21 protein-coding genes are annotated in these 23,746 nt (G+C 63.1%); 10 read left to right on the top strand and 11 right to left on the bottom strand.

Going from position 1 to position 23,746, the window contains the following annotated elements; translation table 11 throughout:
• Window positions 1-81: 81 nt before the first annotated feature.
• The 9 genes from mreC (at window position 82) to PCA20602_RS08040 (ending at window position 10,033) form a co-directional block, all read left to right on the top strand.
• Window positions 82-1,050: a rod shape-determining protein MreC gene (mreC, locus tag PCA20602_RS08075; RefSeq protein ID WP_150720783.1), complete on the top strand. Its 969-nt coding sequence runs from the start codon at window positions 82-84 to the stop codon at window positions 1,048-1,050.
• Window positions 1,051-1,059: 9 nt separating this feature from the next.
• Complete coding sequence (mreD, locus tag PCA20602_RS08070; RefSeq protein WP_039394706.1) at window positions 1,060-1,572, top strand: rod shape-determining protein MreD; 513 nt, start codon at window positions 1,060-1,062, stop codon at window positions 1,570-1,572.
• 45 nt (window positions 1,573-1,617) lie between these two features.
• Entirely contained in the window at window positions 1,618-3,903 is a 2,286-nt protein-coding gene (mrdA, locus tag PCA20602_RS08065) for a penicillin-binding protein 2 (protein ID WP_150720782.1), read from the top strand.
• Window positions 3,903-5,051, top strand: coding sequence for a rod shape-determining protein RodA (gene rodA, locus PCA20602_RS08060; protein WP_150721097.1), 1,149 nt, complete (start codon window positions 3,903-3,905; stop codon window positions 5,049-5,051). The genes mrdA and rodA overlap by 1 nt, the downstream gene beginning before the upstream one ends.
• A 256-nt stretch (window positions 5,052-5,307) precedes the next feature.
• A complete protein-coding gene (locus PCA20602_RS08055) occupies window positions 5,308-6,366 on the top strand; it encodes a hypothetical protein (protein WP_150720781.1) in 1,059 nt (352 codons plus the stop codon).
• Window positions 6,367-6,537: 171 nt separating this feature from the next.
• Window positions 6,538-7,794, top strand: a complete 1,257-nt coding sequence (locus PCA20602_RS08050) for a protein-tyrosine phosphatase family protein (protein WP_150720780.1) — start codon at window positions 6,538-6,540, stop codon at window positions 7,792-7,794.
• Between the two features lie 139 nt (window positions 7,795-7,933).
• A complete protein-coding gene (locus PCA20602_RS25575; RefSeq protein ID WP_174980909.1) occupies window positions 7,934-8,884 on the top strand; it encodes a hypothetical protein in 951 nt (316 codons plus the stop codon).
• Entirely contained in the window at window positions 8,847-9,230 is a 384-nt protein-coding gene (locus PCA20602_RS25570) for a type III secretion system chaperone (protein ID WP_174980907.1), read from the top strand. Before PCA20602_RS25575 ends, PCA20602_RS25570 begins: the two co-directional genes overlap by 38 nt.
• 29 nt (window positions 9,231-9,259) lie before the next feature.
• A complete protein-coding gene (locus PCA20602_RS08040; RefSeq protein WP_150720778.1) occupies window positions 9,260-10,033 on the top strand; it encodes a hypothetical protein in 774 nt (257 codons plus the stop codon).
• 48 nt (window positions 10,034-10,081) lie between these two features.
• On the opposite strand, the gene PCA20602_RS08035 is transcribed toward PCA20602_RS08040, so the two are convergent.
• The 3 genes from PCA20602_RS08035 to PCA20602_RS08025 all read right to left on the bottom strand — a co-directional run bounded on the left by PCA20602_RS08035 (window position 10,082) and on the right by PCA20602_RS08025 (window position 13,283).
• On the bottom strand, window positions 10,082-12,466 hold the full coding sequence (locus PCA20602_RS08035) for a hypothetical protein (protein ID WP_150720777.1): 2,385 nt from the start codon (window positions 12,464-12,466) through the stop codon (window positions 10,082-10,084).
• A 69-nt stretch (window positions 12,467-12,535) separates the two neighbouring features.
• A complete protein-coding gene (locus PCA20602_RS08030; RefSeq protein ID WP_150720776.1) occupies window positions 12,536-12,865 on the bottom strand; it encodes a hypothetical protein in 330 nt (109 codons plus the stop codon).
• 7 nt (window positions 12,866-12,872) lie between these two features.
• Window positions 12,873-13,283 carry a hypothetical protein gene (locus tag PCA20602_RS08025; RefSeq protein WP_150720775.1) on the bottom strand — a complete coding sequence of 137 codons (411 nt, stop codon included), beginning with the start codon at window positions 13,281-13,283 and terminating at the stop codon, window positions 12,873-12,875.
• A 398-nt stretch (window positions 13,284-13,681) separates the two neighbouring features.
• On the opposite strand from PCA20602_RS08025, the gene PCA20602_RS08020 reads away from it, so the two are divergent.
• The gene (locus PCA20602_RS08020) at window positions 13,682-15,340 is read left to right on the top strand and encodes a winged helix-turn-helix domain-containing protein (RefSeq protein WP_150720774.1); all 1,659 of its coding nucleotides are present in this window, start codon (window positions 13,682-13,684) and stop codon (window positions 15,338-15,340) included.
• An 82-nt stretch (window positions 15,341-15,422) separates the two neighbouring features.
• On the opposite strand, the gene PCA20602_RS08015 is transcribed toward PCA20602_RS08020, so the two are convergent.
• The 8 genes from PCA20602_RS08015 to PCA20602_RS07980 all read right to left on the bottom strand — a co-directional run bounded on the left by PCA20602_RS08015 (window position 15,423) and on the right by PCA20602_RS07980 (window position 23,742).
• The gene (locus tag PCA20602_RS08015; RefSeq protein WP_150720773.1) at window positions 15,423-15,965 is read right to left on the bottom strand and encodes a hypothetical protein; all 543 of its coding nucleotides are present in this window, start codon (window positions 15,963-15,965) and stop codon (window positions 15,423-15,425) included.
• A complete protein-coding gene (locus PCA20602_RS08010) occupies window positions 15,965-17,125 on the bottom strand; it encodes an IpaD/SipD/SspD family type III secretion system needle tip protein (RefSeq protein WP_150720772.1) in 1,161 nt (386 codons plus the stop codon). Before PCA20602_RS08010 ends, PCA20602_RS08015 begins: the two co-directional genes overlap by 1 nt.
• Before the next feature lie 28 nt (window positions 17,126-17,153).
• Entirely contained in the window at window positions 17,154-18,203 is a 1,050-nt protein-coding gene (locus PCA20602_RS08005) for an IpaC/SipC family type III secretion system effector (RefSeq protein WP_150720771.1), read from the bottom strand.
• A gap of 16 nt (window positions 18,204-18,219) precedes the next feature.
• The gene (gene sctE, locus PCA20602_RS08000; protein ID WP_174980905.1) at window positions 18,220-19,953 is read right to left on the bottom strand and encodes a type III secretion system translocon subunit SseC family protein; all 1,734 of its coding nucleotides are present in this window, start codon (window positions 19,951-19,953) and stop codon (window positions 18,220-18,222) included.
• Complete coding sequence (gene sicA / locus PCA20602_RS26185) at window positions 19,950-21,341, bottom strand: type III secretion system translocator chaperone SicA (protein WP_281354642.1); 1,392 nt, start codon at window positions 21,339-21,341, stop codon at window positions 19,950-19,952. The genes sctE and sicA overlap by 4 nt, the downstream gene beginning before the upstream one ends.
• 152 nt (window positions 21,342-21,493) lie before the next feature.
• Window positions 21,494-22,696 (bottom strand): EscU/YscU/HrcU family type III secretion system export apparatus switch protein, encoded by a 1,203-nt coding sequence (locus PCA20602_RS07990; protein ID WP_150720769.1) that lies wholly within the window; start codon window positions 22,694-22,696, stop codon window positions 21,494-21,496.
• A gap of 4 nt (window positions 22,697-22,700) precedes the next feature.
• Window positions 22,701-23,477, bottom strand: coding sequence for a type III secretion system export apparatus subunit SctT (gene sctT / locus PCA20602_RS07985; protein ID WP_150720768.1), 777 nt, complete (start codon window positions 23,475-23,477; stop codon window positions 22,701-22,703).
• A gap of 1 nt (window position 23,478) precedes the next feature.
• Entirely contained in the window at window positions 23,479-23,742 is a 264-nt protein-coding gene (locus PCA20602_RS07980) for an EscS/YscS/HrcS family type III secretion system export apparatus protein (protein ID WP_150720767.1), read from the bottom strand.
• Window positions 23,743-23,746 lie beyond the last annotated feature (4 nt).

Below are 23,746 nucleotides of genomic sequence, written 5' to 3'. Positions count from 1 at the left end.
TCGCGCCCCTGCGTCGCGCCCGACTGACACTACTCGCGCACCGCGGCGTCTCGCTGCGCGTGCTTCCCTGAAGGGCCCACCATGCAGTACAGTCCGCCGCCACTGTTCAAACAGGGACCGTCGGCGTTGGCCCGGCTGATCTGTTTCGTCGCGCTCGCCATCGGCCTGCTCGTGGTCGACTCGCACTACAACACGCTGGAACGGGTGCGCGCCGTTGTCGGCACCGCGCTCTATCCCGTGCAACGCATGATGCTGTTGCCGCGCGACGCCATTCTCGGCGTAGCGGGATTCTTCTCGACCGAATCGCAGCTCTCGTCCGACAACAGCACGCTGCGCGAGCGCAATCTCGAACTCTCCGTTCAGGCTCAGCGCAACAACCAGCTCGTGGCCGAGAACGAACATCTGCGTCAGATGCTGGCCTTGCGCGAGCGTCTGCCCGTACCCAGCATTCCCGCAGAAATCGAATACGACACGCGCGATCCGTTCACGCAGCGCGTAGTCATCGATCGCGGCACGAAGCACGGCGTCAAGCTCGGTGCGCCCGTCGTCACCGAACAGGGCCTGCTCGGTCAGGTCTCGCGCGTTTTCCTGATGCAAAGCGAAGTCACGCTGCTCACCGACAAGGAACAGGCCGTGCCGGTGCAGGTCACCCGCAGCGGCGTGCACAGCGTGATCTACGGCGGGCTGCGCGGCGACGTGCTCGACCTGCGCTTCATTCCGCTCTCGGCCGACGTGAAGGTCGGCGACGAGATTGCCACCAGCGGTCTGGACGGCGTCTACCCCGCCGGCTTGCCGGTGGCGCGCATCACCAAGGTCGACCGTGTCTCGGACACCGCCTTCGCCCGCATCCTGTGCCAGCCGGTCGCGAATCTGCGCAGCCAGCGTCAGGTGCTGGTCCTGCAATACACCACGCCGCTCGCCCTGCATCCGGACGCCGCCGCCGATCTCGCACGCGCCTCCGATCCGTCGGCCAGCGGCAGCAAACCCGCGCCGAAGGGCGGCACGCGCGCCGATCCGAAACTCGCGCCGGGCGCCCGCAAGGGTCATTAAGGAACTCACATGCCACGACCGCAATACATCCTGCTGCCGGTCAATCCGTACTTCATCGCGCTCAGTCTCGTGGTGGCGTTTCTGGTGAACCTCATGCCGTGGGGACACGCTCCGGCCATGCCCGACTTCGTCGCGCTGGTGCTGATGTTCTGGAACATCCACCAGCCGCGCAAGGTCGGCATGGGCGTCGCGTTTCTTGTCGGGTTGCTCATGGACGTGCACAACGCCGGTCTGCTTGGCGAACACGCCCTCGCCTACACGCTGCTGTCGTACGGCGCGATCATGATTCACCGCCGCGTGCTGTTCTTCACGCTGCTCGGTCAGGCACTGACGGTGCTGCCGCTGCTGCTGCTCGCGCACGTCGTGCCGTTCATCATTCGCCTGGCCACAGGCGCCGCGTTTCCGGGTTGGTGGCCGCTCGCCGCCAGCTTCGTGGAAGCCGTGCTCTGGCCGGTGATCAGTATCTTGCTGCTGGCGCCCCAGAAACGCGCCGTCGACCGCGACGATACGCGTCCGATCTGACGGCGACTGCCGTCGGATCGCACCTAAGCGCCCCACCATGCCAGCATGACCGAGTTCAAGAATCCCCAGCAACAGCTACAGACGTTTCACCTGCGGGTAACGGCGGCCGCGCTTTTCGTGCTGCTCTGCTTCAGCCTGCTCGCAGTGCGCTTCGTCTATCTGCAAGTCTTCCGTCATAACCAGTACGCCCTGCAAGCCGACGAAAACCGCGTCTCGCTCGCGCCCATCGTGCCCAATCGCGGCGTGATCATGGATCGCAACGGCGTGGTACTGGCGCGCAACTATTCCGCGTACACGCTCGAAATCACACCGTCGAAGATCGGTCGCCCGCTCGAAGATCTGGTCACCGATCTGTCCGACGTGATCGAAATCACGCCCCGCGATCGCGCCCGCTTCAAGAAGCTGATGGACGACAGCAAGAGCTTCGAGAGCCTGCCGATCCGCACACGACTGACGGACGAAGAAGTCGCGCGCTTCACCGCCCAGCGCTTCCGGTTTCCGGGGGTCGACGTGCACGCGCGCCTGTTCCGTCAATATCCGCTCGGCGAGACGGCCGCGCACGTGATCGGCTACATCGGCCGGATCTCGCAGCGCGACCGTCAGCGTATCGACGCGATGAGCGAAGAGAACGACAGCGACAGCGCGAAGTACGACATCCGGCGCGACGCCAACAACTACAAGGGCACCGATTACATCGGCAAGATCGGCGTCGAGCAGAGCTACGAAACGCAGCTTCACGGCATCACCGGTTTCGAGGAAATCGAAGTGACGGCCGGCGGTCGTCCGGTGCGCACGATCTCGCGCACCCCGGCCACCCCCGGCGACAACCTCGTGCTGTCCATCGACATCAAGCTCCAGCAAGTGGCCGAACAGGCGTTTGCGGGGCGTCGTGGCGCGGTCGTGGCCATCGAACCGAAGACGGGCGACGTGCTGGCCTTCGTGTCGGCGCCGAGCTTCGACCCGAACCTGTTCGTCGAAGGCATCGACCAGCAGAACTGGGACGCCCTGAACAACTCGCCCGACCGTCCGTTGCTCAACCGACCGCTGCGCGGCACCTATCCGATCGGCTCGACGTACAAGCCGTTCATGGCGCTCGCAGGGCTCGAACTCGGCAAGCGCACGACGAACTGGGGCTTCCAGGACACGGGCTCGTTCACGCTGGGCAACCACACGTTCCGCAACGACGTGCGTAACGGCCAGGGCTGGATCGACATGTACCGCTCGATCGTGGTCTCGAACGACACGTATTACTACATGCTCGCGCACGATCTCGGCGTGAACGCGATCCACGACTTCATGGCGCCGCTCGGCTTCGGCCAGTTGACGGGCATCGATATCGAAGGCGAGGCGCGCGGCATTCTGCCGTCGACCGAGTGGAAGCGAAAGGCGTACAAGAAGCCCGCGCAGCAGAAGTGGTACGACGGCGAGACGATCAGCCTGGGTATCGGTCAGGGCTACAACTCGTTCACGATTCTGCAACTCGCCCACGCCACGGCCACGCTCGCCAACAACGGCGTGGTGATGAAGCCTCACCTGGTGAAGGCAGTCGAGGATCCGGTCTCGCACTCGCGTCAGCTCACCGTGCCGCACGAGAGCGCGCGTCTGCCGTACAAGCAGGCGGACATCGACTTCGTCAAACGCGCGATGGTCGGCGTCATCAAGGAAGGTACGGGACGTCAGGCATTCGCCGGTGCACCGTACGACGCCGGTGGCAAGACGGGGACCGCGCAGGTGTACTCGCTCGGCAAGAACGAGAAGTACAACCACAACGCGATTCCCGAATTCAAGCGCGACCACGCCCTGTTCATCGCCTTCGCACCGGCCGACGACCCGAAGATCGCGATTGCGCTGATCGTCGAGAACGCCGGTTGGGGCGGTGCGCAGGCCGCACCGATCGCGCGCAGCCTGCTCGATTACTACCTCATTACCGAACCGAAGGAACGCGCTGCGGAAGCGGCCGCGTTGCAGGCGGCGGCCTCGGGTGCCGGGGCGGCGTCGGCCGTTTCCGCAACGCCGGACGCGCCGCCCGCCAGCGCCGCCGAGCTTGACCGCAACGTCGCTACGGCGACCGCTGCCGCCGCGCCCACCACCACGCTGGTGCCGCGCGTGGCGTCGGGAACGTCGGCAGCGCCTGTCGGTACGGCGCGGGCAGTCCCGGGCAAAGCCTCTGCCGCGACGGTCGACCCGGCAAGACCCTCGCCGCAGTCTCCCGCCCCATCACCGCCGAACAAACCGGCCGTCAGTCCGACCGTCGCCGACGAAGCCCGCCATCGCGCCGCTATCCGTGCTCAGGGTCAGGGAGCACGAAGCCCGCAAGGAGGAACGCCATGATGGCGCTCGACAAACATACGTGGAAAGAGCAGGTCAAACGCCTGTTCGCCGCCTTCGACAAGCCGCTCGCGCTGATCGTCTTCCTGTTGCTGTGCGTGGGACTGGTCACGCTCTACAGCGCCAGTATCGACGTGCCGGGCCGCGTGGAAGACCAGATCCGCAACATCGTGCTGACGTTCATTCTGATGTGGGTGCTGGCCATGTTGCCGACGCAGACGCTGATGAAGTTCGCCGTGCCGCTCTACACGGCAGGCGTTGCGTTGCTCATTGCGGTGGCGATGTTCGGTCTGACGAAGAAGGGCGCGAAGCGCTGGTTGAACGTCGGCATGGTCATTCAGCCATCCGAGATCATGAAGATCGCCATGCCGCTCATGCTGGCCTGGTACTTCCAGAAGCGCGAAGGCAACATCCGCTGGTTCGACTATCTCGCCGCGATCGCCCTGCTGGGCATTCCCGTGGGCCTGATTGCGAAGCAGCCCGACCTCGGCACCGGTCTGCTGGTGGCCGCCGCCGGCCTCTACGTCATCTATCTGGCCGGGCTGTCGTGGAAGCTGATTCTGCCGGTGCTCATTGCCGGCGTGATCGGCATCGGCACGATCCTCGCGCTCGAAGACAAAATTTGCCAGCCGGACGTCGAGTGGCACATCCTGCACGATTACCAGAAGCACCGCGTGTGCACGCTGCTGGACCCGACCTCCGATCCGCTCGGCAAAGGGTTCCACACGATTCAGTCGGTGATCGCCATCGGTTCGGGCGGCACCACCGGCAAAGGCTGGCTCAAGGGGACGCAGGCTCACCTCGAATTCATCCCGGAAAAGCATACCGACTTCATTTTCGCGGTGTTCGCAGAAGAGTTCGGCCTGATCGGCGAAGGTGTGCTGATTCTGCTGTATCTGCTGCTGGTCGCGCGCGGGCTGATGATCGCCGCCAGCGGCGCGACCCTGTTCGGCCGCCTGCTCGCGGGGGCTGTCACCATGATCTTCTTCACGTACGCGTTCGTGAACATGGGCATGGTGAGCGGCATTCTGCCGGTCGTCGGCGTGCCGCTGCCGTTCATGAGCTACGGCGGCACCGCACTCGTCACGCTGGGCCTCGGGGTCGGTATTCTCATGAGCGTGGCGCGCGAGAAACGCCTCATGCAGAGTTAGCAAATCGCGGCGGCCACGCCAACGCACGCCATCGGCATCACGGAATCACGAAAGCGGCAGGGCAATCGCCCTGCCGTTTTTTCGTTCAGTCGAAGCTTTTGCCTCTTTCGATGAGCGAAAGGTGGGATTCCGCTCAGGCCGAATCCGATAAAAACGAGGCTCAAACGACACGCATGTGCGTTCGCCGAGTTCGCCGCAGTCATCGGAGGACGGAGTCCGGTAAGCGTCATGCACACCATCGAAGGAGGACTTCGCAATGAGCATGCTCCCTACGCTGCAATCCACGGCTTCATCACCGGTGACCTCATCGTTTCCCATGGAGCAGATCACGAATGCGTTCGGCGCCAAGGGCAAGCGCATCGGCATCACCAAAGACGGTCAACTCGTGACCTTCAAAGGCAGAGCGTTCTTACTGCACCCGCATCAGTGCAAGCGCGCCCAGAGTCTGCTCAGGCAGCATGACCTGTCAACGGAACCGCCACGCTCCATCATCGATGCGTTCAAGTTCAAGGACCTGCGCACGGATCGGGCGCCCGTGCAGGCGTTACTGACGAGGCTGGCGTTGCCCGGTCAGCCGAGACAGTCGGAGCAGCCGACGAACGGCGCGTCATCCGCAACACCGGAGACTCATCCCTTGGAGGCCTCACGCCTCGTGACGCCAGGGCAGTCGAGACGCCAGTTGCCCGCTCATCTGCTGAGCGCGACGCTCAACGGTAACCTCCCGACACCCAGCGGCGACGGCGTCAGGAGGGGCTCGGACGACGGTTACGATACCGACGCCTCGGAAAACTATCATCGTGTGCAACATCAGGCCGCGCAGTTGCGACGGGAATATGAGGCCTCGGTCGATTCCAACGACGCACCGCCGGCACTCCCGCCCAAGCAAGATCGCAACGCGTTGATCGCCAGCGTCGACATGGCGCGCAAGGCGCATGACGGACAGGCACCAGAGAGCGCCACCATCTCCCGACCGGTATCAAAACCGCGAACCACCTCGCCCACGGCCTCACCGCCCAAACCACCGCGTGCCTTTATCTTCGATTTCCCGCCGGAGAACCGACCGATCTTCAGCCGCTCCGCATCGGAAGACTCGAACGTGTCAGGGGCTTCGGAATCGCCGCCCTTTGCCAGAAGCCGTGATTCGCTGGACACCGTGCTGACGTTGAGACCCCTGCCGAAGACGCCGGACGAGGAACGTGTGGAAAGCGCATCGCAGCCCTCCAGCGCATCGAACATCCTCGACGAGTTGCGCGCGTCCGGCCGGGCGAAAGACACCTTGATCCAGACCATGCTCAGAACCCGAAAAATGGGGTGATCCGTGCCCCGCCTGAGCGCCCCGCCAAGGGACGTCAGGTAACGCCCGGCGCCGGTCTCACGGCCGCGCCGGGGGCGCACGTATACGATGAGCCAAACCTGCAAGCGGCTTCACGCAGTGGACATGACCATTGTCTTTCGAACGTTCTGGACTCGGGAGGCACTTCAACGCATGGCATCGATCCACACCCAGATCAACGCCGCCACCATGACCAACCAGGAGGCCGAACAGCTCCATCGTCTGATCTGCCGGCATGCGGTCGATCCCGCCCGCACGACGGTCGGCGTGAACCGCGACGGCTATCTCGTTCTGCTCATCGGATGGAGCGCATACCGGCATCCGCATTTGTGGCGTCGTGCCCGCGATATGGCGCTCACCTCGCATCCGAACGCACCGGCGAAATGGCCCGAGTCCTCGCGTCCGGGCGTGCGCGCCATGCGCCTCGACCAGCCTTTCGTGATCGTCTGGCTGCTGCGCAACGCCACGACCTGTGTCAAGAACCGCCTGCTGCAAGGTATCAAGCGTCAGCTCGACTGGCGCGGCAATCCCGACACGTGCGCCGTCGACATCTTCGAGCGCGGACGCACGCAGGACGCACTGTGCGAACTCAAGCAGCGCATGGGCTCGGCGCAGAACGTAACCGGTCACTACAAGCTGATCACGGAACGTAGCCCGCCCTTTCTCGAGCACTACCACCGTGAGCTGTCGACGAGCCGGCAGCGCAAACTCTGGGCCGCACGACAGACGGCGTTGCATGGCCCCGATGGCACGCTGCTGCCGGCCAGCGTCATCCACGTGAACGGACAACCGCTCGCCGTGCTGTGCCAGACGCCACAGTCCGGTGCCGTCGAAGGCTTCCTCGCGCTGCTGATGCGCCTGCGCCCGGTGGTTGTCGTGCATGTCACAGCGCAATGCGAGCCGCACGGCGCCGAGCGTCACGAAGGGGCCATCCGCATGAGCCGGCGACACGTCACCACCAGTACGGCGGCCACCTTTGTGACCGATTTCAGCGTGTATTCCACATCGCTTCGCTCATCCGAGACCGATGTCACATTCTCGGTGCTGCACGCACCTTACCGGCATGCGTCGGAGGTGTCGTCCGATCGTCTGTACGTCACGCAGACCCTGCAATTCATCGAAAACGCGTTGCGCCACATGCCCCCGCCCGACGATGCCGGCGCGAAGCACAACAGCGCTCTGCCGACCGGCTGTCCCGTCATTGTGTTCGACGACCCGGAGGGCATCGCAGGGGTACTGCTGGCGGCTTTCGCCATGTCGCGCACCGCACATGAACATCTCAGCGTAGAGGAGATCATCACCGACATCAGACTCACGGGCGCGCCGCAACTCATTGGCACCAATCATCAACTGGACGTGATCGGCGCGTTTGCCGACGACCTGCGAAAGCCCTTGTTGATGCATCGATAGCGTCCGCGACGCACGGCGGACAGGGTGCCCTCTCGTCAACCACCGTGCCTGCGGTGCGCCTCTGTCTCGCCACGCCTTCCCGCCCCCATCACATCACGCGCCGCCGACAGACGACGCGATTACATGAAGGAGACTTGCCATGTCGTTTCCGGTTACCGTTACTCCCACCGCCGGACACGCCGCGACGATGGCATCCCGCTGCTCGGGAGCAACGTCTCGCGCGGCATCCGCGCATGACGCTGCATCGATACCGGCACCCGCCGGGTCCGGTGAAAAATCGCCTCGCGATTCACAGACGCTGTCCCACGCGAAGCGCACGCTGGCCGTGCGGCGCGAACCCCCGCGCGCGCCGGATATCGAGCGCTACCTGCGTCGCTGGCTCACGACACCGCCATCGGTACTGATTGCGCTCGCCTCCGATGACGAGCTGCTCGCGCGCAACGCCGCGTATCCGATGCTCTCGCCCACGAGCCGCCGTTTCGGCGAGATCGGTTACGCGACCTATCTGCTCGCTCAGGGCGACTGCGGATACCACGGCACGCATCTGCGCACGTGCATCGTGTCGATCACACAGGGATGTGACGTCGTCACGTTTCCCGCCATTCAGGCGTGGGCCGACGACGGCGAGCCCATCATCCGCGCCGAAGCACTGTCGTACCTGCATCAGACCGCAGAGCGGCTCAAGGTGTCGACGCCCGCACAACACATGCGTCGGCACGATTTCTATCACACCCAAATGCTGTCCCCGGCGCCGCATCCGATCGTCGTGCAATCGACACATCGTACGGCGCGACTGGGCATGTGGCTTGCGGCGACAGCCATGCTGGAGCGAAGCAGCGCGTCGCTTGAGCACGTGCTTCGCGACATCCGTATCGGCTCGACGAAGTTCGATCCGACCTTTCGTCAACATCAGGAGCTCGCTCGCCTCGCGCGCTCCCGCAATCGTCGCACTGCCGTCAAATCGGCGAATGAATCCGACGCCGACATCGGAGCCGGCACCGGCACGCACGATCGCGAGATCGCTCCTTCTCCTCTTTCAAGGACCTTTCACGATGCAAGACCTGCACTCTTTTCACAACGTTGTCGGTGAACTGTTGCACCACATCGGCTTCTTTTCCTTCGAGCCGGCACCGGATCAGGAAGTCGTGAGTCTGGATGTCGAAGACCGAATGTCGGTGCATTTCGGTGCCATCGATCACGCCTCGTGGTTCATGCTGGCCGAGTTCAACGAGATGCCGTCGACCGACTCGCTGATGGCCGCGCTGTCGGCCAATCATCTGCGCGCCGATTTCCGTCAGCCGGTCTTCTCGCTGAACGACAACGGAACGCTCAATTGCTGGATGAAGATGCCGCTGGTCGGTCAGGACCGGGCGACGCTCGCCGATGCGTTCGGTGAGTTACTGGATGTCGCACAGGCTCTCCCTTCGGCAAATTGAAATCGCCTTCTCACGTATGGGAGCTTCCAATGAAAGTTCTGTCTCCGGCCACTCAGTTCGTCCCCACCACGCAGCCGATGCCACTTCCGACGAATACGAAGATCGATCAAACCCAGACCGGGGGTACCGTCAGTTACGGCGGCGCCAGCCTGATCTTATGTCCGAGCCAATCCGCCCGGCGCAGCGATTTCATTAGTCCCGACAATCCGCCGTCCGAGCCGGGGCCGAAGCCGTGGAACAAGTTCGTCGCACGTATACGCGCTGTTTTCGGCGGTGTGAAGGCCTCATCTTTGCCCAAGACATTGAACCGCGATACCGGGATCACTTCGAACCGCGGGAGTTCGTATGCAGACCGCGGCCCGGCGTTTCAAAAGCACGACAATCCGGTGGCGCCCACGTCACGCTCCGACGAGCCTGTCGAACAGACATGTTTTATCAATCATCGTCCGTACATCCCGAGCGCCATGTCGAACTGGCGCGAATTCGACACCAACAAAGCCATCGACGACCGCTACGATCGGGCCCTTGAGGCAATCAGGGCAAGGCGGGCCCAAATAGCGCTCGGCGAGCAGCCGGCGACCGAGCCCGTGGCACCACCGGTAGCGCGCACGTCCTCACAATCGAACCCCAGGTTTCATGCGAGAGACGCCGCCAACGCCTCAACACCCCAATCCCGACCGGCACTGCTCACGCCCAACGTAAAGCGTACGACCCCGACGGATCTCGATATCGGGATTCCAAACCCGGAACTGGTCCCGCCGCGCCCCCAGCCGAAACCCGGCGACGGCACGAACAAGACGTGACGTTCATGAAGGACGCGCAAACTCCGCGTCCTTCGTCATCGCGTCCCCTCATGCAGCGATCGCATCACGCGTCAGCGAGGGCGTCGGCGGGGGCGCTGTCGGCCGGACGTCTCGTTGCGCCGATGCCGCACCGCCTTCCGATCGACCTGCGCGCTGGCCACGCACGGACGATGTCCAGTTGCCCGATACCTTCTCTGCGTACCCGCCTTTCACGTATGCGAGCATGAACTCGGCCATCGCCTGATTGGTGAGTGACCGGTTCTGCGGCGTCGCCTCGTCAGAAAATTGCGTCGCCGCGTTGCGCAGGGTATCGAGCAAGGGACCGGTGGACGGCACCTCACGCACGATTCGCTGAAGGTCGGTTTCCAGCGTCTTTTCGGATGCGTCGGCAATCTTGAAATACATGGCATCGAGTTCCGCGCGGTGCAACGTCGAGAAATCCTGCCACCATTGCTCGCCCCCGAACCGCGGATTTGCGTAACGCATGCGCATCATCGGCGCGAGCAGATCGAGACAACTGCTGCCAATCGTCAGGTGATCGGCCGTGTTGCTGTTCCATGCCAGCCCTGCGATGAACGAAACGGGCGTCGGCACCTTCCGGCTGCCCCCGAGCGTGCTCGTGATACCTCGAACCGAGTGCATGAGTGCAACGCCGTCCTCCTTGAGCTTGAAGCGCATCGAGGTCATCACCCCGGCGCTGTAGTCGAAGTCGGTCGCCGCCAGTGCTTTCTGAATCTCGGAGACGCCCCACACCGTGTTGGCGCCGATGCCGGCCGCCTCGAGCGAGCCCACTACCGCGCCCGCCACGGCAACGATCCCCGACACATTGACGTTCAGGAAATGCCCGCAGTAGTGAGGATCTTCGTCTTCGGACACTTTCTCATACGTCACGGTCGCATTGACACCATTCGGAAACACAAAGGGAATGCCCGCCACACCAGCGATCTCGGCTTGCCATTTGCTCTGGCGACAGCTCAGTTCATGAACTGCCAGCGCAGGCGGCCGGAACATGCGTTCGCGTTCGTGGAACAGGTCCATGAGAATCGCTTCGACCTCCGGGTCCAGATCGCCACTGAGTTTGAGCAGCGCGAACTGTTCGAGCAGGAACCGCGCCCGCGCCTCCATATCCTGAACGGCGAAACCCGGCCTTCTGGCCATTAGCTCGGTCGTGATCTCGTTGCTCGATTGTTTGACGTGCCCACGCATCGCCTCGAGCAGTGTCTCGGGATTGCACACGAGTTGCCGGTTCGCGAGCAGCTGCCGCGCGATTTCCGGCTTCGCATCGGCAATCGAGAGAATGTCGTGCCGTGCGCGCTTGATCGTGACCAGCCGACGTCCGGCCGCGGCAAGGCTTGCCGTCACACCGAAATCGACGCCCGCCCTCGCCCGGATTTCGCCCGCCAGCGTGTCGTGGCGCTCGATGGCGCCCGTGACCGGTCCGCGTCGAACGATGTCCACGCCTTTGCCGCACAGCGCGATCAAGTCGTCTTCCAGCCAGTCGCAACTGAAATCGGCGCGCGCCCGGGTCGACTCGTACGAGGACGAGATCAGGAAGAGATCGCGAATCTTGCCGATCAGCGCGATCGGTCCCTGCTTGATCCAGGTGCTGAACTTGTGACTCTCGCTGGACACGTAATCGGACAATGATGCATAGATTTCCGCACGCGACGACGCGCCCGACAGCGACAGTTCCGTCTCGATGAAGTCGAGCACGTCGGCATCGGCAGACAGCGTGATTTTCTTGCCCGACGCATCCACCAACCACTCCGTCGGGGTGATGCTCAGACTCGAATCGTGCGTTACGCTGGCATTGACGCCCACGCCCGGCACCACGTCGACACCCGCCCCTACCTTGGCACTGAAGGCCGTCGTGGAGCCCGGTTTCATGTTGTCCAGCCGCTGCCACAGCCCCTTGTCCAGGCGGCGTTTCACGCACTCGTCGGCACTGGCCTTGAACTGCCATTTCAGGCCGCGGCTGATATTCATTGCGCGGTCGAACTGGGCGACATTGCGCCCGCCCTTGTGACGCTTCAACGCCTCTTCCAGCGAGGCGAAAAGCTGACAGGTCTTGAGCAGGTCGTCGCGCTTGGTCTTCGTACTGACCGGCCGGTTCACGAACTGTTCGACGCGCGCCTTGAGCTTGTCGTGGGCCAACCCCTTGTCGGGCAATCCCATCGCCTTGCGCGACGCCTGATATACGTCCCACAACGCGGAAACGGCCGTGCGCGTGTCCTGCTGCGACAGGGGCGCCGGCACCTTGGGCCGTCGGGTCCGGGTGACCTTGAGGTCGTCGCCATCGTTGCTCGCGAGAAAAAGACGATCGTCACTCCCGATCCGGGCGTCGGCTTCATTTTGTGAAGTCTCGACCGGCATGCTCGCCGACGTCGCGCGCGCATTGTGTGCGCCCGCAATCGATTGAATCGTTTCTGCCATAGGATTTTGTCTCCTTAAGGTGTCGGCACCGCCGCACTCCCGCCAGGGCGCTGCGAACGCTCGCCGACGTCAGTGCGAAAACATCTCAAGCAAGAACATGTCGACGCAGGCTTTGATATCGCGACGCGTGCCTCGCACCTCACGCCCGTACATCAACAACACGCGCCGCGACTCGAACAACGCCGGGCTGCACATCCAGAATTCGCACACGGGCGTTCGTTCACCGAACCGCACATCCGGTAACGGTGCACCATCGACAGCGACGACCAGATGCAAATGTCCGTGAGCGTATTCGAGCAACCAGAAGGGCTCGACGCCCGGCGCTGAGCGCACCTGTACGAACGTCCCCACCGTCTCCGGGAGAGACGCATCGATCATCGAGAGAATGCTGTGGCTCATGAGGGCTTCACGGCGTGTCAATCGATTGCTTGATGCGATCCGAGACGACCAGAAACGCCCGAACCGCCGTCATGCAGGTCTCGAAACTCTCCCACGGCGCGATGTACCGATGCAGCACCAGCACACCGCGCCTCACCCCGAAGGCGAAACCCTGCCGGCAGAGCGCGAAATTCATCGACAGCGCACGTGCAGCCGCCTCGTCATCGGCGCGGGACATGCGCCGCTCGATGTGTGTGCCCAACGTCTGACGGATCACGCAGGTATCGAGATCGTGCGATTCGAAGAAAATCGTCTCCCGGCGCAGCGTCACATCGACGTGCCATCGCTCGCGCATGGTGTCGCAGATACGGCCAATCGAGGGCTGCCCCGATGCCGTAGCTGCCTCCCCTTGCGCCGGTACGGGCAGACGGGTGGCCACGTGTCTCCTAAGTGCTGCCGACGAAATCGACCCGCCGGATCCAAAGGCTGTGTCCATGATTTCTTATAGGGTGGGGACTTTCAGGAACATGTCTTGCTTGCGGCCATGATCCCGGTCTTCTCCTGCGAGTGCATTTCATCTTTCGCCCAATGCGGAGAGATCCAGAGAAGGCTCTTACGCAAATTCGTCGGGAATCGGCCTATTTGTATGACCCTACCCCCCTGAAAAAGCGGGTTCCTCGAATAGTCTCCTCGCTTTAAGGAACATGATTTCGCCGGCGCCCCCCTCGGCGACGTTTCAGCGCACGTAGGTTTCACACGTCTTCGGCTTGTGACGGGTCAAGTCGGCAGCCGTCGTCGCTCGCGTCGAGCGGGGCTTGCTGGCAGGAGAGTCGGCACGTGAACCAGATCAGTGCGCCGCAGAACGGAAAAATCTACCTGTTCGACGATTTCTCGTTGGACGCGAACGGCATTCTCAAGCAAGGTGACCGTCAGATCAGTCTGCCGCCCAAGGAGGTGGCAGTCTTGCGTACGCTGCTCGAAGCGGCGGGCGAGAACGTCAGTAAGGACAAGTTGCTCTCGCTGGTGTGGCCCCACCAGGATGTCAGCGAGGAGTCGCTCACGCGCTGCATCTATGCGATCCGGCGCGTGCTGAGGGAGAAGAAATCGGACCGCATCGTGGAGACGGTCTACGGCACCGGCTACCGGATTCGCCGCTCGGTGGCCATCGTATCGTCGGCTACGCGGGCGGCGTCGCTATGTACGCTCGCGATCATGCCGTTCCGGCTTCCGAACTCGGCGCAGACGCTCATGCTGCACGATCGGCTCGTGACACGATTCTTCGAGTTCACCGCGTATGGCTTGCGCGTGTTACCCGCGTCGATCACGCGCAGCGTGCTCGGCTGTCACGACATCGCCCAGTTCGTCGAACGTTTCACGCCCGATTACTACATCATCGGTCACGGTATCGAAGGCGACCGGCTGCGCATCGAACTGGTCACCTCGGACGGTCATCAGCTTCTGTTCAGCGAAGATTTCGAACTGACCGACACGGCCAACACGCTTCCCCTCGAAATTCGCATCACCGATATCGTGACTAAGCACGTGCCGGGTCTATGCGCCTCCGTCCACCTCTCGCACTCCTTCGACTCGCTCGACAGCGCAACCACGTTCCTGCACGCCCGCTTCAATCTCCAGCTTCACACGCCGTCGAGTCTGCGCCAGTCGTTGCAGCTTTTTCATCAGTGTGTCGGGCACGGCGCCTCGCGAACGGCGCCGTACTGCGGGCAAGCCGAGTGTTATCTCGCGCTCGCGCATCTCGGGTTGTTCGATCAGAAGGCCGCCCTGCACGGCGCGCGTGCCGCCGTCGAGGCCGCGCTCGCGCTGGCGCCGCGAGATCCTCACGCCGTCAGTCTGCTGGCGATTCTGCACAGCATGAAGTTCGAATCGAGCGTGGCGAACATTCTCTTCGACAGGGCACTGTGGTCGGCGCCGTCGAATCCTTACGTGCGCTATCACCACGCGTGGCATTGCATTCTCAAAGGGGAACTGAAGGCGGCCGAGATGGCGCTCGACATTGCGCTGGAACACGACCCCAGCTTCATCGCCGCCGCCATTCTCAAGACGTGGGCGATGTTTTACGACGGGCGCACCGACGACGCCATTGCCGTCGCCAGGCAGAACCTGCAACGGCTCGGCCAGCATCACCCGGTGCTGACCAGCGCGATGGCGATCATGCTCTCGTACCAGGGCCGTCACGCCGAAGCCGAAGCGCTCGTGCGTTCGGTGCGCGAGACGGGCGACGATGCCGGACTGCTCCGGGTCAACCGCCATTACGTGGAACTCGCACGCGGTGGCGTCGCCGCGCGACGGGAGGCCGAACAATTGCTCGCCGAGATCGATCCGCGTCAGGTGCGTGCGGGGCTGTTACCGCTGATTCTGCACACGCATGGGCTGCCGCCAGCCCGTGAAGCGTGGCGACGCATGCGCACAGACTGGTATCCATGGCAACGGCTCTACCGTCACGACCCGCGTCTGGAAACGTTGTTCACCTTCTGAGCGCCCATGAAAAACCCCCGCCTGAGTCGGCGGGGTTGGCGGGGTCAAGTGGCTCACGGGTTTTGCGCCGGCGTTACGTCAACTATTGCAGCGTGTGTGGCGTGGATACCGCAGACGCGGGGGCTTCCGGGAATAGCCCGAGTCCCGCCAGCATGGCCGCCACGAGCGGGTTGCGCCGAATCTCCTCGGCGGGTTCCGAGTCGCGTAAGACGAGTTGCGACGCAAACCCTCGCAGTGCCTCGCGCTGCGGGTGATCGACGAGCAGCGTGATCAGAAAGCCGAAGGTATCGCTTAACGATCTTGCTTCTCCTCTGGCAAAGCACTCGAGAATCGCCCGTTGCCGCATGGCGCCTTGCGGTAACACAGCATCGCGCATGGCATTGCACTGTCGACGTAACGCAATGTCTTCGAGTAGCGACGGATCGAAGGCATCGCGCACGGCCATCATCAATGCCACACCGAGCGCGCCGGCGTCGCCGGTGCTCAACAACCCGGACAGATACGCCTGAGACGGCAGATTGCGCAATGGCCCGGGTCGAAACCGGGCGCAAGGCAACAGCTCCGGTGTCAGGATCGGCGCCGCGCGCGAACGCGCGGCGTCGAGAAGAAAGCCATGCGGACGCATTACCGACTGAATCCCTTGAAGGTCTCGGCCATCGACAGGATGGAACCGCTGAGCAGTTTGACGAGACTCTCGTTAGTGGCATTGGCTGTCGTGAAGCGCTGCGACATCGACTGCGTCGCAGTCTTCACGAGATTCTCGTGACCCGTAAAGCCCGTGCGCCATATTTCAAGTTGCTGCGTGGTCATCTTGCTCTTGCCGTTCTGGTCGCCCTTCGGCAACGATTCGATCATCTTCGTGATCGGCGTCGTATCGATCACGACCACATACTTGCCGCTGCCTGGCGGTTGCTCCACCACGCTGCTTTCGGGCAAGCCGAGGTCCTTTGCCCATTTCTCGGCATCTTCCTTGCTACCGCCTTCGATGTCGCCCTTACCTTCCTTATCCTGCTTCGGCCAAAGCACTGCATCCTTGCTCGGCAAGGCGTATTTCTCGAGAAGCTTTTGCAGTTCGTCCTTGAGCGCACCCACGTCCAGTTCGACGTTCTTGCCATCGTCTTTGGACGTGATCCACGACGAGAGCTTCGCCACGATGTCGGTGAGCGCCTTGCCGAAATCGAGATAGCCCTTCGCGGCATCGCCAAAGATGTTGAGGAAGTTCTCCTTCACGTCTGCGATCAGCTTGACGATGATCTCCCAGATCTCGCCATCGGTCAGCGGCTTCTTGCCGTCTTCCGGTTTATCTTCTTCATCGGTGCCGTTCACATCGGGCATGTCGTCGATACCCGGCGGTGGGGCATTGTTCACACTGGGCTTCTGCGGATCCCTACCGTCAATCCCATCGATGCCATCAACCGCGTCGGGTTCGCCTTTGCCGCCGGGTTTGTCGGGCGACTTGCCCAGCAGCCCGTCCCGGAGTTCCCGAGGCATCGGTACACCGCTGCGCGCCAACGCGTTGGCACGGCTCACGAGGTCGTGCTCCGCGACCGCCACGTCGTCACGCGACGCGTCGCTCAGATCCTGCGCGAACTTCCCTCTGAGCTCCAGCAACTTGCCAGCGGCCTGTACGACACCGGCGACCCGTTGCGCATCGATCGTCGGATCGTCGCCCGGCTGTTTGCCGGGTCCGACGTTCTCTTCGACCTCCTCGGATACGGGCGCCACGTCGCTCACGTTGTTCAGCAGATACCAGGGGATCTGGTTCTCCTCGCCGATTCTCGTCATCAATTCGTCCTTTGGAGTGTCGCGGGCATCAGCCGCGCAGGTTTCCGGCAATGGCGGCGGCCGAACTGACCTTCGCCTGATTGACGTTCTCGAGCGCACGCAGCATCTCGACAATCAGGGTGTTGTCCTTGTTCGCCTGATCCTGAAGGTTGTTGACACCGTCTTTGGTCAGTTGCGCGCCGCTGTCGGAGAGCTTCTGATCCTGCTGAGCGAGCGCCGACGCGTACCGTGCCGTGCCGTCGACTAGCCCGCCGGTTGGGGCTGCAAGCATGGTGAACGCCGCGCCTTGAGTACTCTTGCGTCGACCCAACAGGTTCATTTCCTCGGCGCTCGGGCCGTCCGCCGACGTGGCGGGCGTGGTGTCCGGCGTCGGTTCTTGCGACGTCGGGGGCGGCGGCGCATCCGGCGTGTCGTCGGTGGCATCCGTACGCGGCGGCGGTGGCGCATCGTCCGGAGCCTGAGCGTTGACGTTACTGCGCGGCGCGTCCGGCGCCGGTCCTTCCGGGGTATTGGCCACGGTCGACGTGGGCGGGGTATCCGGCTTAGGCGTCTGCATCTTCAATGCCTGCCGCTCGGCGGAAATACCTTTCATGCTCTGGAACGCTCCCGCACCCGCCATCGCCCCCTGCAAAACACCAGCGGAGATACCGCCCATCATTTGCGCCATGCCCTGCTCCTTAAGTGCATTGGCCGTGGCGATGACGGACTGCGTGTTGACCTGCGCGATGGTGTTGCGCATTTTCAGCGAGTTCTCGTAAGCCTTCTGGAAGAACGCGTAGAACTGCGACAGCAACATCGCATCCTCGGAGATCAGACTGCCCCCGCGAGGCGAAGGCTTGTCCTTCGTTCCCGGCATGTCGCTGCCCTGCTCCTTGAGCCAGTCAGTGGCGTCCTTGCGGTTGGCGTCCGGCGGCGGGTTCATGAGCGACGGCCGCTGCGCGTCGTCGTCGTCGTCGACCTCGGCATCCGGGCTGAAGACGTTATAGAGAAGGGCCGGCGAGCGTTGCGGATCTTTCGGGGAGTTCAGGGTTTCCGGCGCCACCGCGACCGGCTGATGATGGACTTCGAGAATGTTCATGATTGGCTCCTTACATTCAAGCGCGTACGTTGTTCATCACAAAGCGTTGCGTCTCCTGCTGGACCCGGCCAGCATCGGACATCTGGGAAATGAGTTGCGAGACGATGTTCTGCGCGGCCGCGAACCGGTCGGACGACTGCTTCACCGAGTCCGTGAGCTTGTCGAGCGAGTCCTGCGAGACCATCATGTCGGCGATCGTGTCGGTCGCCTGCTTCTCGTAGGTCCCCGTCACCACGCTGCCGGCGGCCTGCGTCCCCGCCAGTCCGAGCTCACCTGCGGCCAGAAACTGGCGCAGCGTATTGGCCAGCATCTGTGCGTTGCCTTCCTTGACGCCCATGCGCGCCATTGCCGAGGCCAGCCGCTGGGATAGCATTCGCGCGCCTGCCGAGCCGGCCTCGCGCAGGAGTTCAGGCACCATCTTTTTCACGACGTCGCCCACGAGCGTGCCGAGCGCCTTGCCCATCTGCGTGGCCGCTGCCGCCCCGCCTGCCACTACGGCGACTGCGACGGCGGCAATCACGGCCACGGCGGCCACCACGACACCGATGATGTTGCCGACCAGTTCCGCCGTATCTTTCGCGACACCCAGTTCTTCGAGCATCGAGCCGACGAACTTGCCGATCTGCTCGGCTAGCGGTTGGACGACGTGGGTCATCAACGGTTTGAGCGCTTCGCCGACCAGCGAAAACCCGGTGGTGGCGCCCATGATCGAATCGGCCATCAGACCCACGCCGATGACCGTCATCGTGGTACTCAGCCCGCCGGTGAACACCGCACCGACCACGCCCACGACTGCCAGCACGGCACCGAAGATCTTGCCGAAGATGCCGAAGATCCGGTTCATCTTTTCGGCCTTCCTGACCTGCGCCTCGTATTCCTCATTCTTCTTGACGAGGTCGGCTTCACGAGCCTGACGCAGCGTCTCGAAGAACTTCATGTCTTCCTGAATCGCGTCGTTCGCGCTGTCGCCCAGCAATTTCGCGAGTTGGGCCATCAGGTAGACAAGCTGGTTCATGTTCTCCTGTTGCTTGTCGTTGGCGACGTTGTTGTTGATACCGCCGAGTGACGGATTGCCGAGAAATTTGCCCAGCAGGTCGTCGGCCTTTTTCACCGCGTCTTTTGCGACGTCGTTGGCCTTGGTGGCGTCTTGTCTGGCGCTATCGAGCTTGCCCTCGGCAACGTCGTATGCAGACTTCGCTGCGTCGAAGGCCCGCTTCGCGGCGTCGTATTCGGGCGTGCCGGGGGTGGCGGCATCGAGTGCGGCTTTGGCAGTCTCGAGATTGCGCTTCGCCTGATCCAGCGCCTGCTTCGCGCTGGTGAGGGCTTCGAGTGCGGACTCGTACGCGGCGAGGGCATCCGCCGCATCGGCCACCGCCTTGTCGAACTCCGCCTGACTTTGCTCGGCAAGCGCCTGCTGCGCCGCCGCTTCCACCTCCAATTGCTTCAGCCGGGTCTGAAGGTCGCCCAGCGACGCGTCGCTGAACAACTGCGTCAACTGGCTGAGCAGATAGGTCAGATTCGCACGTGAATCGTTCGGCGGGGGCTTCAGGTCGGGCGCACCGGCGTTGTTCTCGGAGGGCGCATTCTGCTTCGACGTCATGTCGTCGATGATCTTCTTGACGATCGTGTTCATGTCGAACTGCAAGGCGGGCGGCGTCTTGTCCATGGCGTCGGGACCACCGGCATCCGGCTCGACATCGGGACCCAGAATGGACGACGGGACGCTGGCCGGGGAAATCGCGATACTCATGCGGCCTCCTTGTCGCCGGGGGTCTTCTCTTCGGCTTCTGCACCGATCGCGTCGAGATACGCCTTGGCCTTCGTGCGCAGATCGGCATCGCAACTGCTCTCGCACACGAGTCCGAAGCATTCGCGCGCGAGTGCGCGGTTGCGCATCATCATCTGACATTGGCCCGCGTAGAACACGGGTCGGTAGTCGTTCTTTCCGACGGCGAACGCCATCGCGTAGAGATCTACGGCCTTCTGATACTCCTCCTTCAGTTGGCACACTGCCGCAAGACCGACGATGTATTCGGGGTTGTAGAAGTCGTAGATGCAGAGGAAGCGGAAGAAGGCTTCTGCCTGCGTCAGCTGACCGTTGCTGTAGAAGTCGTAGGCGTGTGCGTAGAGGCCGTCCATGGTTTCGCTCGGAATCCCATGAATGTCCTTCAGACTGGCGCCGGCGACGACGGCATTCCAGATCGCGCTTGTGACGCGACCCTCGTCCGTATCCGTTTGCATTGCCGCTTGTGTCATCGAATTACCTCCTTCCGATACCCGAAAACGGGTCAATCTTCTGTCTGCCAGTCGAGTGACTGGAATAAATGCGAGCCGGGACACAGGTCCCCGGCGGCGCCCCGCCAACGAGCGACCCCAGAATGCGCGGGGTTCACGACGTCCGCTCTGGCCGCTCTCGCTGCCGTGACCGACATAGCCGTCGTGAACACCGTGAACACCATGACCGGCACGACCACTGCGGGCATTCGGCAGGCGAGCCGTCGATGCCTCCCGAGAGACGGCGGAGGGTGCGTGGGAAACGACGGCGGATGCGGCGTGAGTACAGGCGGGCAGCGCTGCCAGAAACAGAATCCACGGCTCCACCACCGTCGCCCGGATCCATCGATAGTCGTCGTCGGCCTGCGCAGCGGCCTCGCGCGCTTCGGCGAGTGCCACGTGGCGCTTCTGGCTGGCACGCGCGTACTGCGGGTCTCGCGGCGAGAGAATGTCGAGCACCAGTTGAATCTCGGCGACGACCAGATCGGCCTGCATCGCTCGCTCCTGACTGCGCCCGAACGCTGTCCGGGCGCGCCCATGTGCTGCGACCGCACGGCGCGCAGCGTCACTCAGACTTGCCCGGATCGAGACCTCATCGGCACATATCGATGCGTGCGCGAGCCGGCCCGGCGGTATGACTGTCGAGACGCCCGCTAACGCCGCGTCGGGAAACAGTTCATGTTCGGCTGGCAACACCGTGCCATCGGCCCGAAGCTTTTCGCGAAGGCCGGCGAAGGCTTCGCGCGCCATCGTGCGCAGGCATGCCGTTGCGGGTACCTCGCTGTGCTCGTGGGTCTCGCTCCGATACGTCAATGCACCCACGTCGTGCGACCGCCAGAGGTCACGCATGTCCCGATGTACCATCGCTCCTCCTGGTGGTCTGTGTTCATGAAGGCCGGGGCTACCTCGCGTCGCTTGCCGCCATCGCTGGCATCCCGTAACTAGCATTTAAGCAATGCACTCTTTGGGAGACTTCCAAAAAGTGTTCTATAGAACGCCGTGTCCATCATGGAATTTCATCGCCATCGGCCCCTATGATTCATGAGGGGGCCGACCGGGCTGGGCGGCCCACCAGCCGGGGCTTCATCCTGGCTCACGGCGTCGCGCGCCGAAGACCCTGCGGAATGGGGCAATTCCTTGCTCGCGTCTTCCGCTTCTTCAGTTTTTTCCTCAATTTCGCTCTCGTCGTGCATCCCTGCCCGCTCGACGTCTTCCAGCCAGACGAGCAGCCGCATGATGGCGTCGATCTCCTCGATCGAGACAAAGGTGTAGCGCCGATGGGTGCGGTACAGGCGACGCGCGAGGGCCACGTCGCCGATGACCGGCACGCCCTGCGACTGCGCGTATCGACGCACGGCGAGCGCCCGTGCGTTCGTCTCCATGACCGAGATGAACGGTAGCGCGACGATGTCGGGCCGGAAGTAGATGCCCACGGCGATGTGCGTCGGGTTGGCGATGATCAGCCGCGAATCCCGCACATCGGACTTCACGGCTTCCGAGAGCAACTCGGAGTGCAGCGTGCGACGCTTCTGCTTGATCTCGGGATTGCCGTCAGAGTCCTTTTGCTCACGCTTGACTTCGTGCCGCTCCATGCGCTGCTCGCGCATGAAGAGCCAGAACTCCACCATCGCATCGAGCACGGCTATCGGTACCACGCACACCAGCGCGATCCATATCAGTTTCATCACGAGTTCGACCCAGGCGGCCCCGACGCCGGCCGGGCTCATGTGAATCTGCGCAAACAGGAGTCCCTTCGCGCTGCTCCAGAGCGCCACGACGATCGCGCCGAAGCTGAGCAGATAGAGCACCGATTTGATCGAGTCCTTGAGCGTTCGCATGCTGAAGATGCGCTTCGCCCCTTGCATCGGATTCACCGCCCCCAGATTGAGCTTGAGCGCCTGACTCGCCCAGACGAAACCGGTCTGAAGCAGCGTGGGCAACACAGCCGCCACGATGCACACGAGCAGCACAGGCAGGAATGCCTCCAGCCCGTGTTTGAACAACCTGACAGCGAAGGCCTGCGGATTGGCGAACTGACCGTCTGCGAGCACCTGGCGGTATTCCTGCATCAGCCAGATCAGCGGGTCGGTCGAGAACGCGTAAATCAGGCCGACGAACACGAGCGTGACCATCGTCAGCTCTTTGCTCTTGAACGATTGCCCTTTCTTCGCTGCGTCGCGAAGCCGCTTCTGTGTCGGCTTCTCTGTCTTCTCACCCATGCCGCTATGACCCCACCACCGGCGAGAGCCAGCGCACGACGTCTTCGGGGCGCATGAAGCGTGCGACCAGTGCGTCCGGCAATGTCGCCGAGAAATAGATCAGCAGGATCGTGAACGCGATCAGGCTCTTGATCGTGAGCGACAAGGCAAACGCATTGACCTGTGGTGCGAAGCGCGAGAGCAGACCCAGCACCAGTTCGGACAGGAACAGCGCCGCGACGACCGGCGCCGACAGCGCAATCGCGTGGCCGACCAGCGCATCCAGAAGCCCATGCACGCGTGCAGCAGACAACGTGCATCCGGCGAACGGCTCGCATACGCGATAGCTGCTCGCGAGGACTTCGAGCAGCAGGCGCATGCCTCCGAGGTGCAGGTAGATCACGGCGCCGAACCACTGAAAGAACCCGGCCAGCTCCGACGTATCGATGCCGTTCGCCGGGTCGATCACGCTGCTGAGCGTGGCGCCGCGCTGATTGTCGATATACGCGCCCAGCGCGTGGAACACCCAGAACGGAAAGGCGACGGCCACGGCGATCAGCAGGCCGACGCACGCCTCGCGCAGCAGCACTCCCCACACCGGCACGTCGAGCGCGAGCGGTGCACCGTAGGGGTAGGGCCAGACCCCCACGGCGATCCACATCGAAACCACGGTGCGCACCACGCCGGCCAGCACGTTCCCGTTGAGTATCGGCAGCAGAAACACCGTCGGCGCCACACGCGCGTAGGCAATCGCCGTGGCCAGAATCCCGTCGTGGTGCTCGAAGACGAGCGTCAGATCCATCTCAGGACTTGCCCGTCATGGCGAGTTGCATCATCGACGCACCGAAGGCCACCAGCGTCTCGCCATACCAGTCGGCGAGCAGGAACAGACTCATCGATACGGCGAGTAGCTTCAGGCCGAACGGCAACGTCTGCTCCTGCACCTGTGTCACGGTCTGAAGCAGACCCACGGTCACGCCGACGAGCGTCGCCACGGCGACCGGCCCGGCCGACAGAATCAGCACGAGATAGAGGGCGCGATTGCCCGCGAAGATGAGGTTATCCATGCCG

This window comes from Pandoraea capi, assembly GCF_902459735.1.
GTDB lineage: Bacteria > Pseudomonadota > Gammaproteobacteria > Burkholderiales > Burkholderiaceae > Pandoraea > Pandoraea capi.
The sequence above is the reverse complement of the archived record's forward strand: the minus strand, read 5'-3'. Positions and strand labels throughout refer to the sequence as shown.

Excerpts from the sequence above, each read along its gene's own strand:
- PCA20602_RS08005 (WP_150720771.1), bottom strand. The coding sequence starts at position 18,203 with ATGAACATTCTCGAAGTCCATCATCAGCCGGTCGCGGTGGCGCCGGAA.
- PCA20602_RS08015 (WP_150720773.1), bottom strand. The coding sequence starts at position 15,965 with ATGCGTCCGCATGGCTTTCTTCTCGACGCCGCGCGTTCGCGCGCGGCG.
- PCA20602_RS08055 (WP_150720781.1), top strand. The coding sequence starts at position 5,308 with ATGAGCATGCTCCCTACGCTGCAATCCACGGCTTCATCACCGGTGACC.
- PCA20602_RS08050 (WP_150720780.1), top strand. The coding sequence starts at position 6,538 with ATGGCATCGATCCACACCCAGATCAACGCCGCCACCATGACCAACCAG.
- mrdA (WP_150720782.1), top strand. The coding sequence starts at position 1,618 with ATGACCGAGTTCAAGAATCCCCAGCAACAGCTACAGACGTTTCACCTG.
- PCA20602_RS25575 (WP_174980909.1), top strand. The coding sequence starts at position 7,934 with ATGTCGTTTCCGGTTACCGTTACTCCCACCGCCGGACACGCCGCGACG.
- PCA20602_RS07990 (WP_150720769.1), bottom strand. The coding sequence starts at position 22,696 with ATGGGTGAGAAGACAGAGAAGCCGACACAGAAGCGGCTTCGCGACGCA.
- sctE (WP_174980905.1), bottom strand. The coding sequence starts at position 19,953 with ATGAGTATCGCGATTTCCCCGGCCAGCGTCCCGTCGTCCATTCTGGGT.
- PCA20602_RS25570 (WP_174980907.1), top strand. The coding sequence starts at position 8,847 with ATGCAAGACCTGCACTCTTTTCACAACGTTGTCGGTGAACTGTTGCAC.
- mreD (WP_039394706.1), top strand. The coding sequence starts at position 1,060 with ATGCCACGACCGCAATACATCCTGCTGCCGGTCAATCCGTACTTCATC.
- sicA (WP_281354642.1), bottom strand. The coding sequence starts at position 21,341 with ATGGTACATCGGGACATGCGTGACCTCTGGCGGTCGCACGACGTGGGT.
- PCA20602_RS08035 (WP_150720777.1), bottom strand. The coding sequence starts at position 12,466 with ATGGCAGAAACGATTCAATCGATTGCGGGCGCACACAATGCGCGCGCG.
- rodA (WP_150721097.1), top strand. The coding sequence starts at position 3,903 with ATGGCGCTCGACAAACATACGTGGAAAGAGCAGGTCAAACGCCTGTTC.
- sctT (WP_150720768.1), bottom strand. The coding sequence starts at position 23,477 with ATGGATCTGACGCTCGTCTTCGAGCACCACGACGGGATTCTGGCCACG.
- mreC (WP_150720783.1), top strand. The coding sequence starts at position 82 with ATGCAGTACAGTCCGCCGCCACTGTTCAAACAGGGACCGTCGGCGTTG.
- PCA20602_RS07980 (WP_150720767.1), bottom strand. The coding sequence starts at position 23,742 with ATGGATAACCTCATCTTCGCGGGCAATCGCGCCCTCTATCTCGTGCTG.
- PCA20602_RS08030 (WP_150720776.1), bottom strand. The coding sequence starts at position 12,865 with ATGAGCCACAGCATTCTCTCGATGATCGATGCGTCTCTCCCGGAGACG.
- PCA20602_RS08040 (WP_150720778.1), top strand. The coding sequence starts at position 9,260 with ATGAAAGTTCTGTCTCCGGCCACTCAGTTCGTCCCCACCACGCAGCCG.
- PCA20602_RS08010 (WP_150720772.1), bottom strand. The coding sequence starts at position 17,125 with ATGACGAGAATCGGCGAGGAGAACCAGATCCCCTGGTATCTGCTGAAC.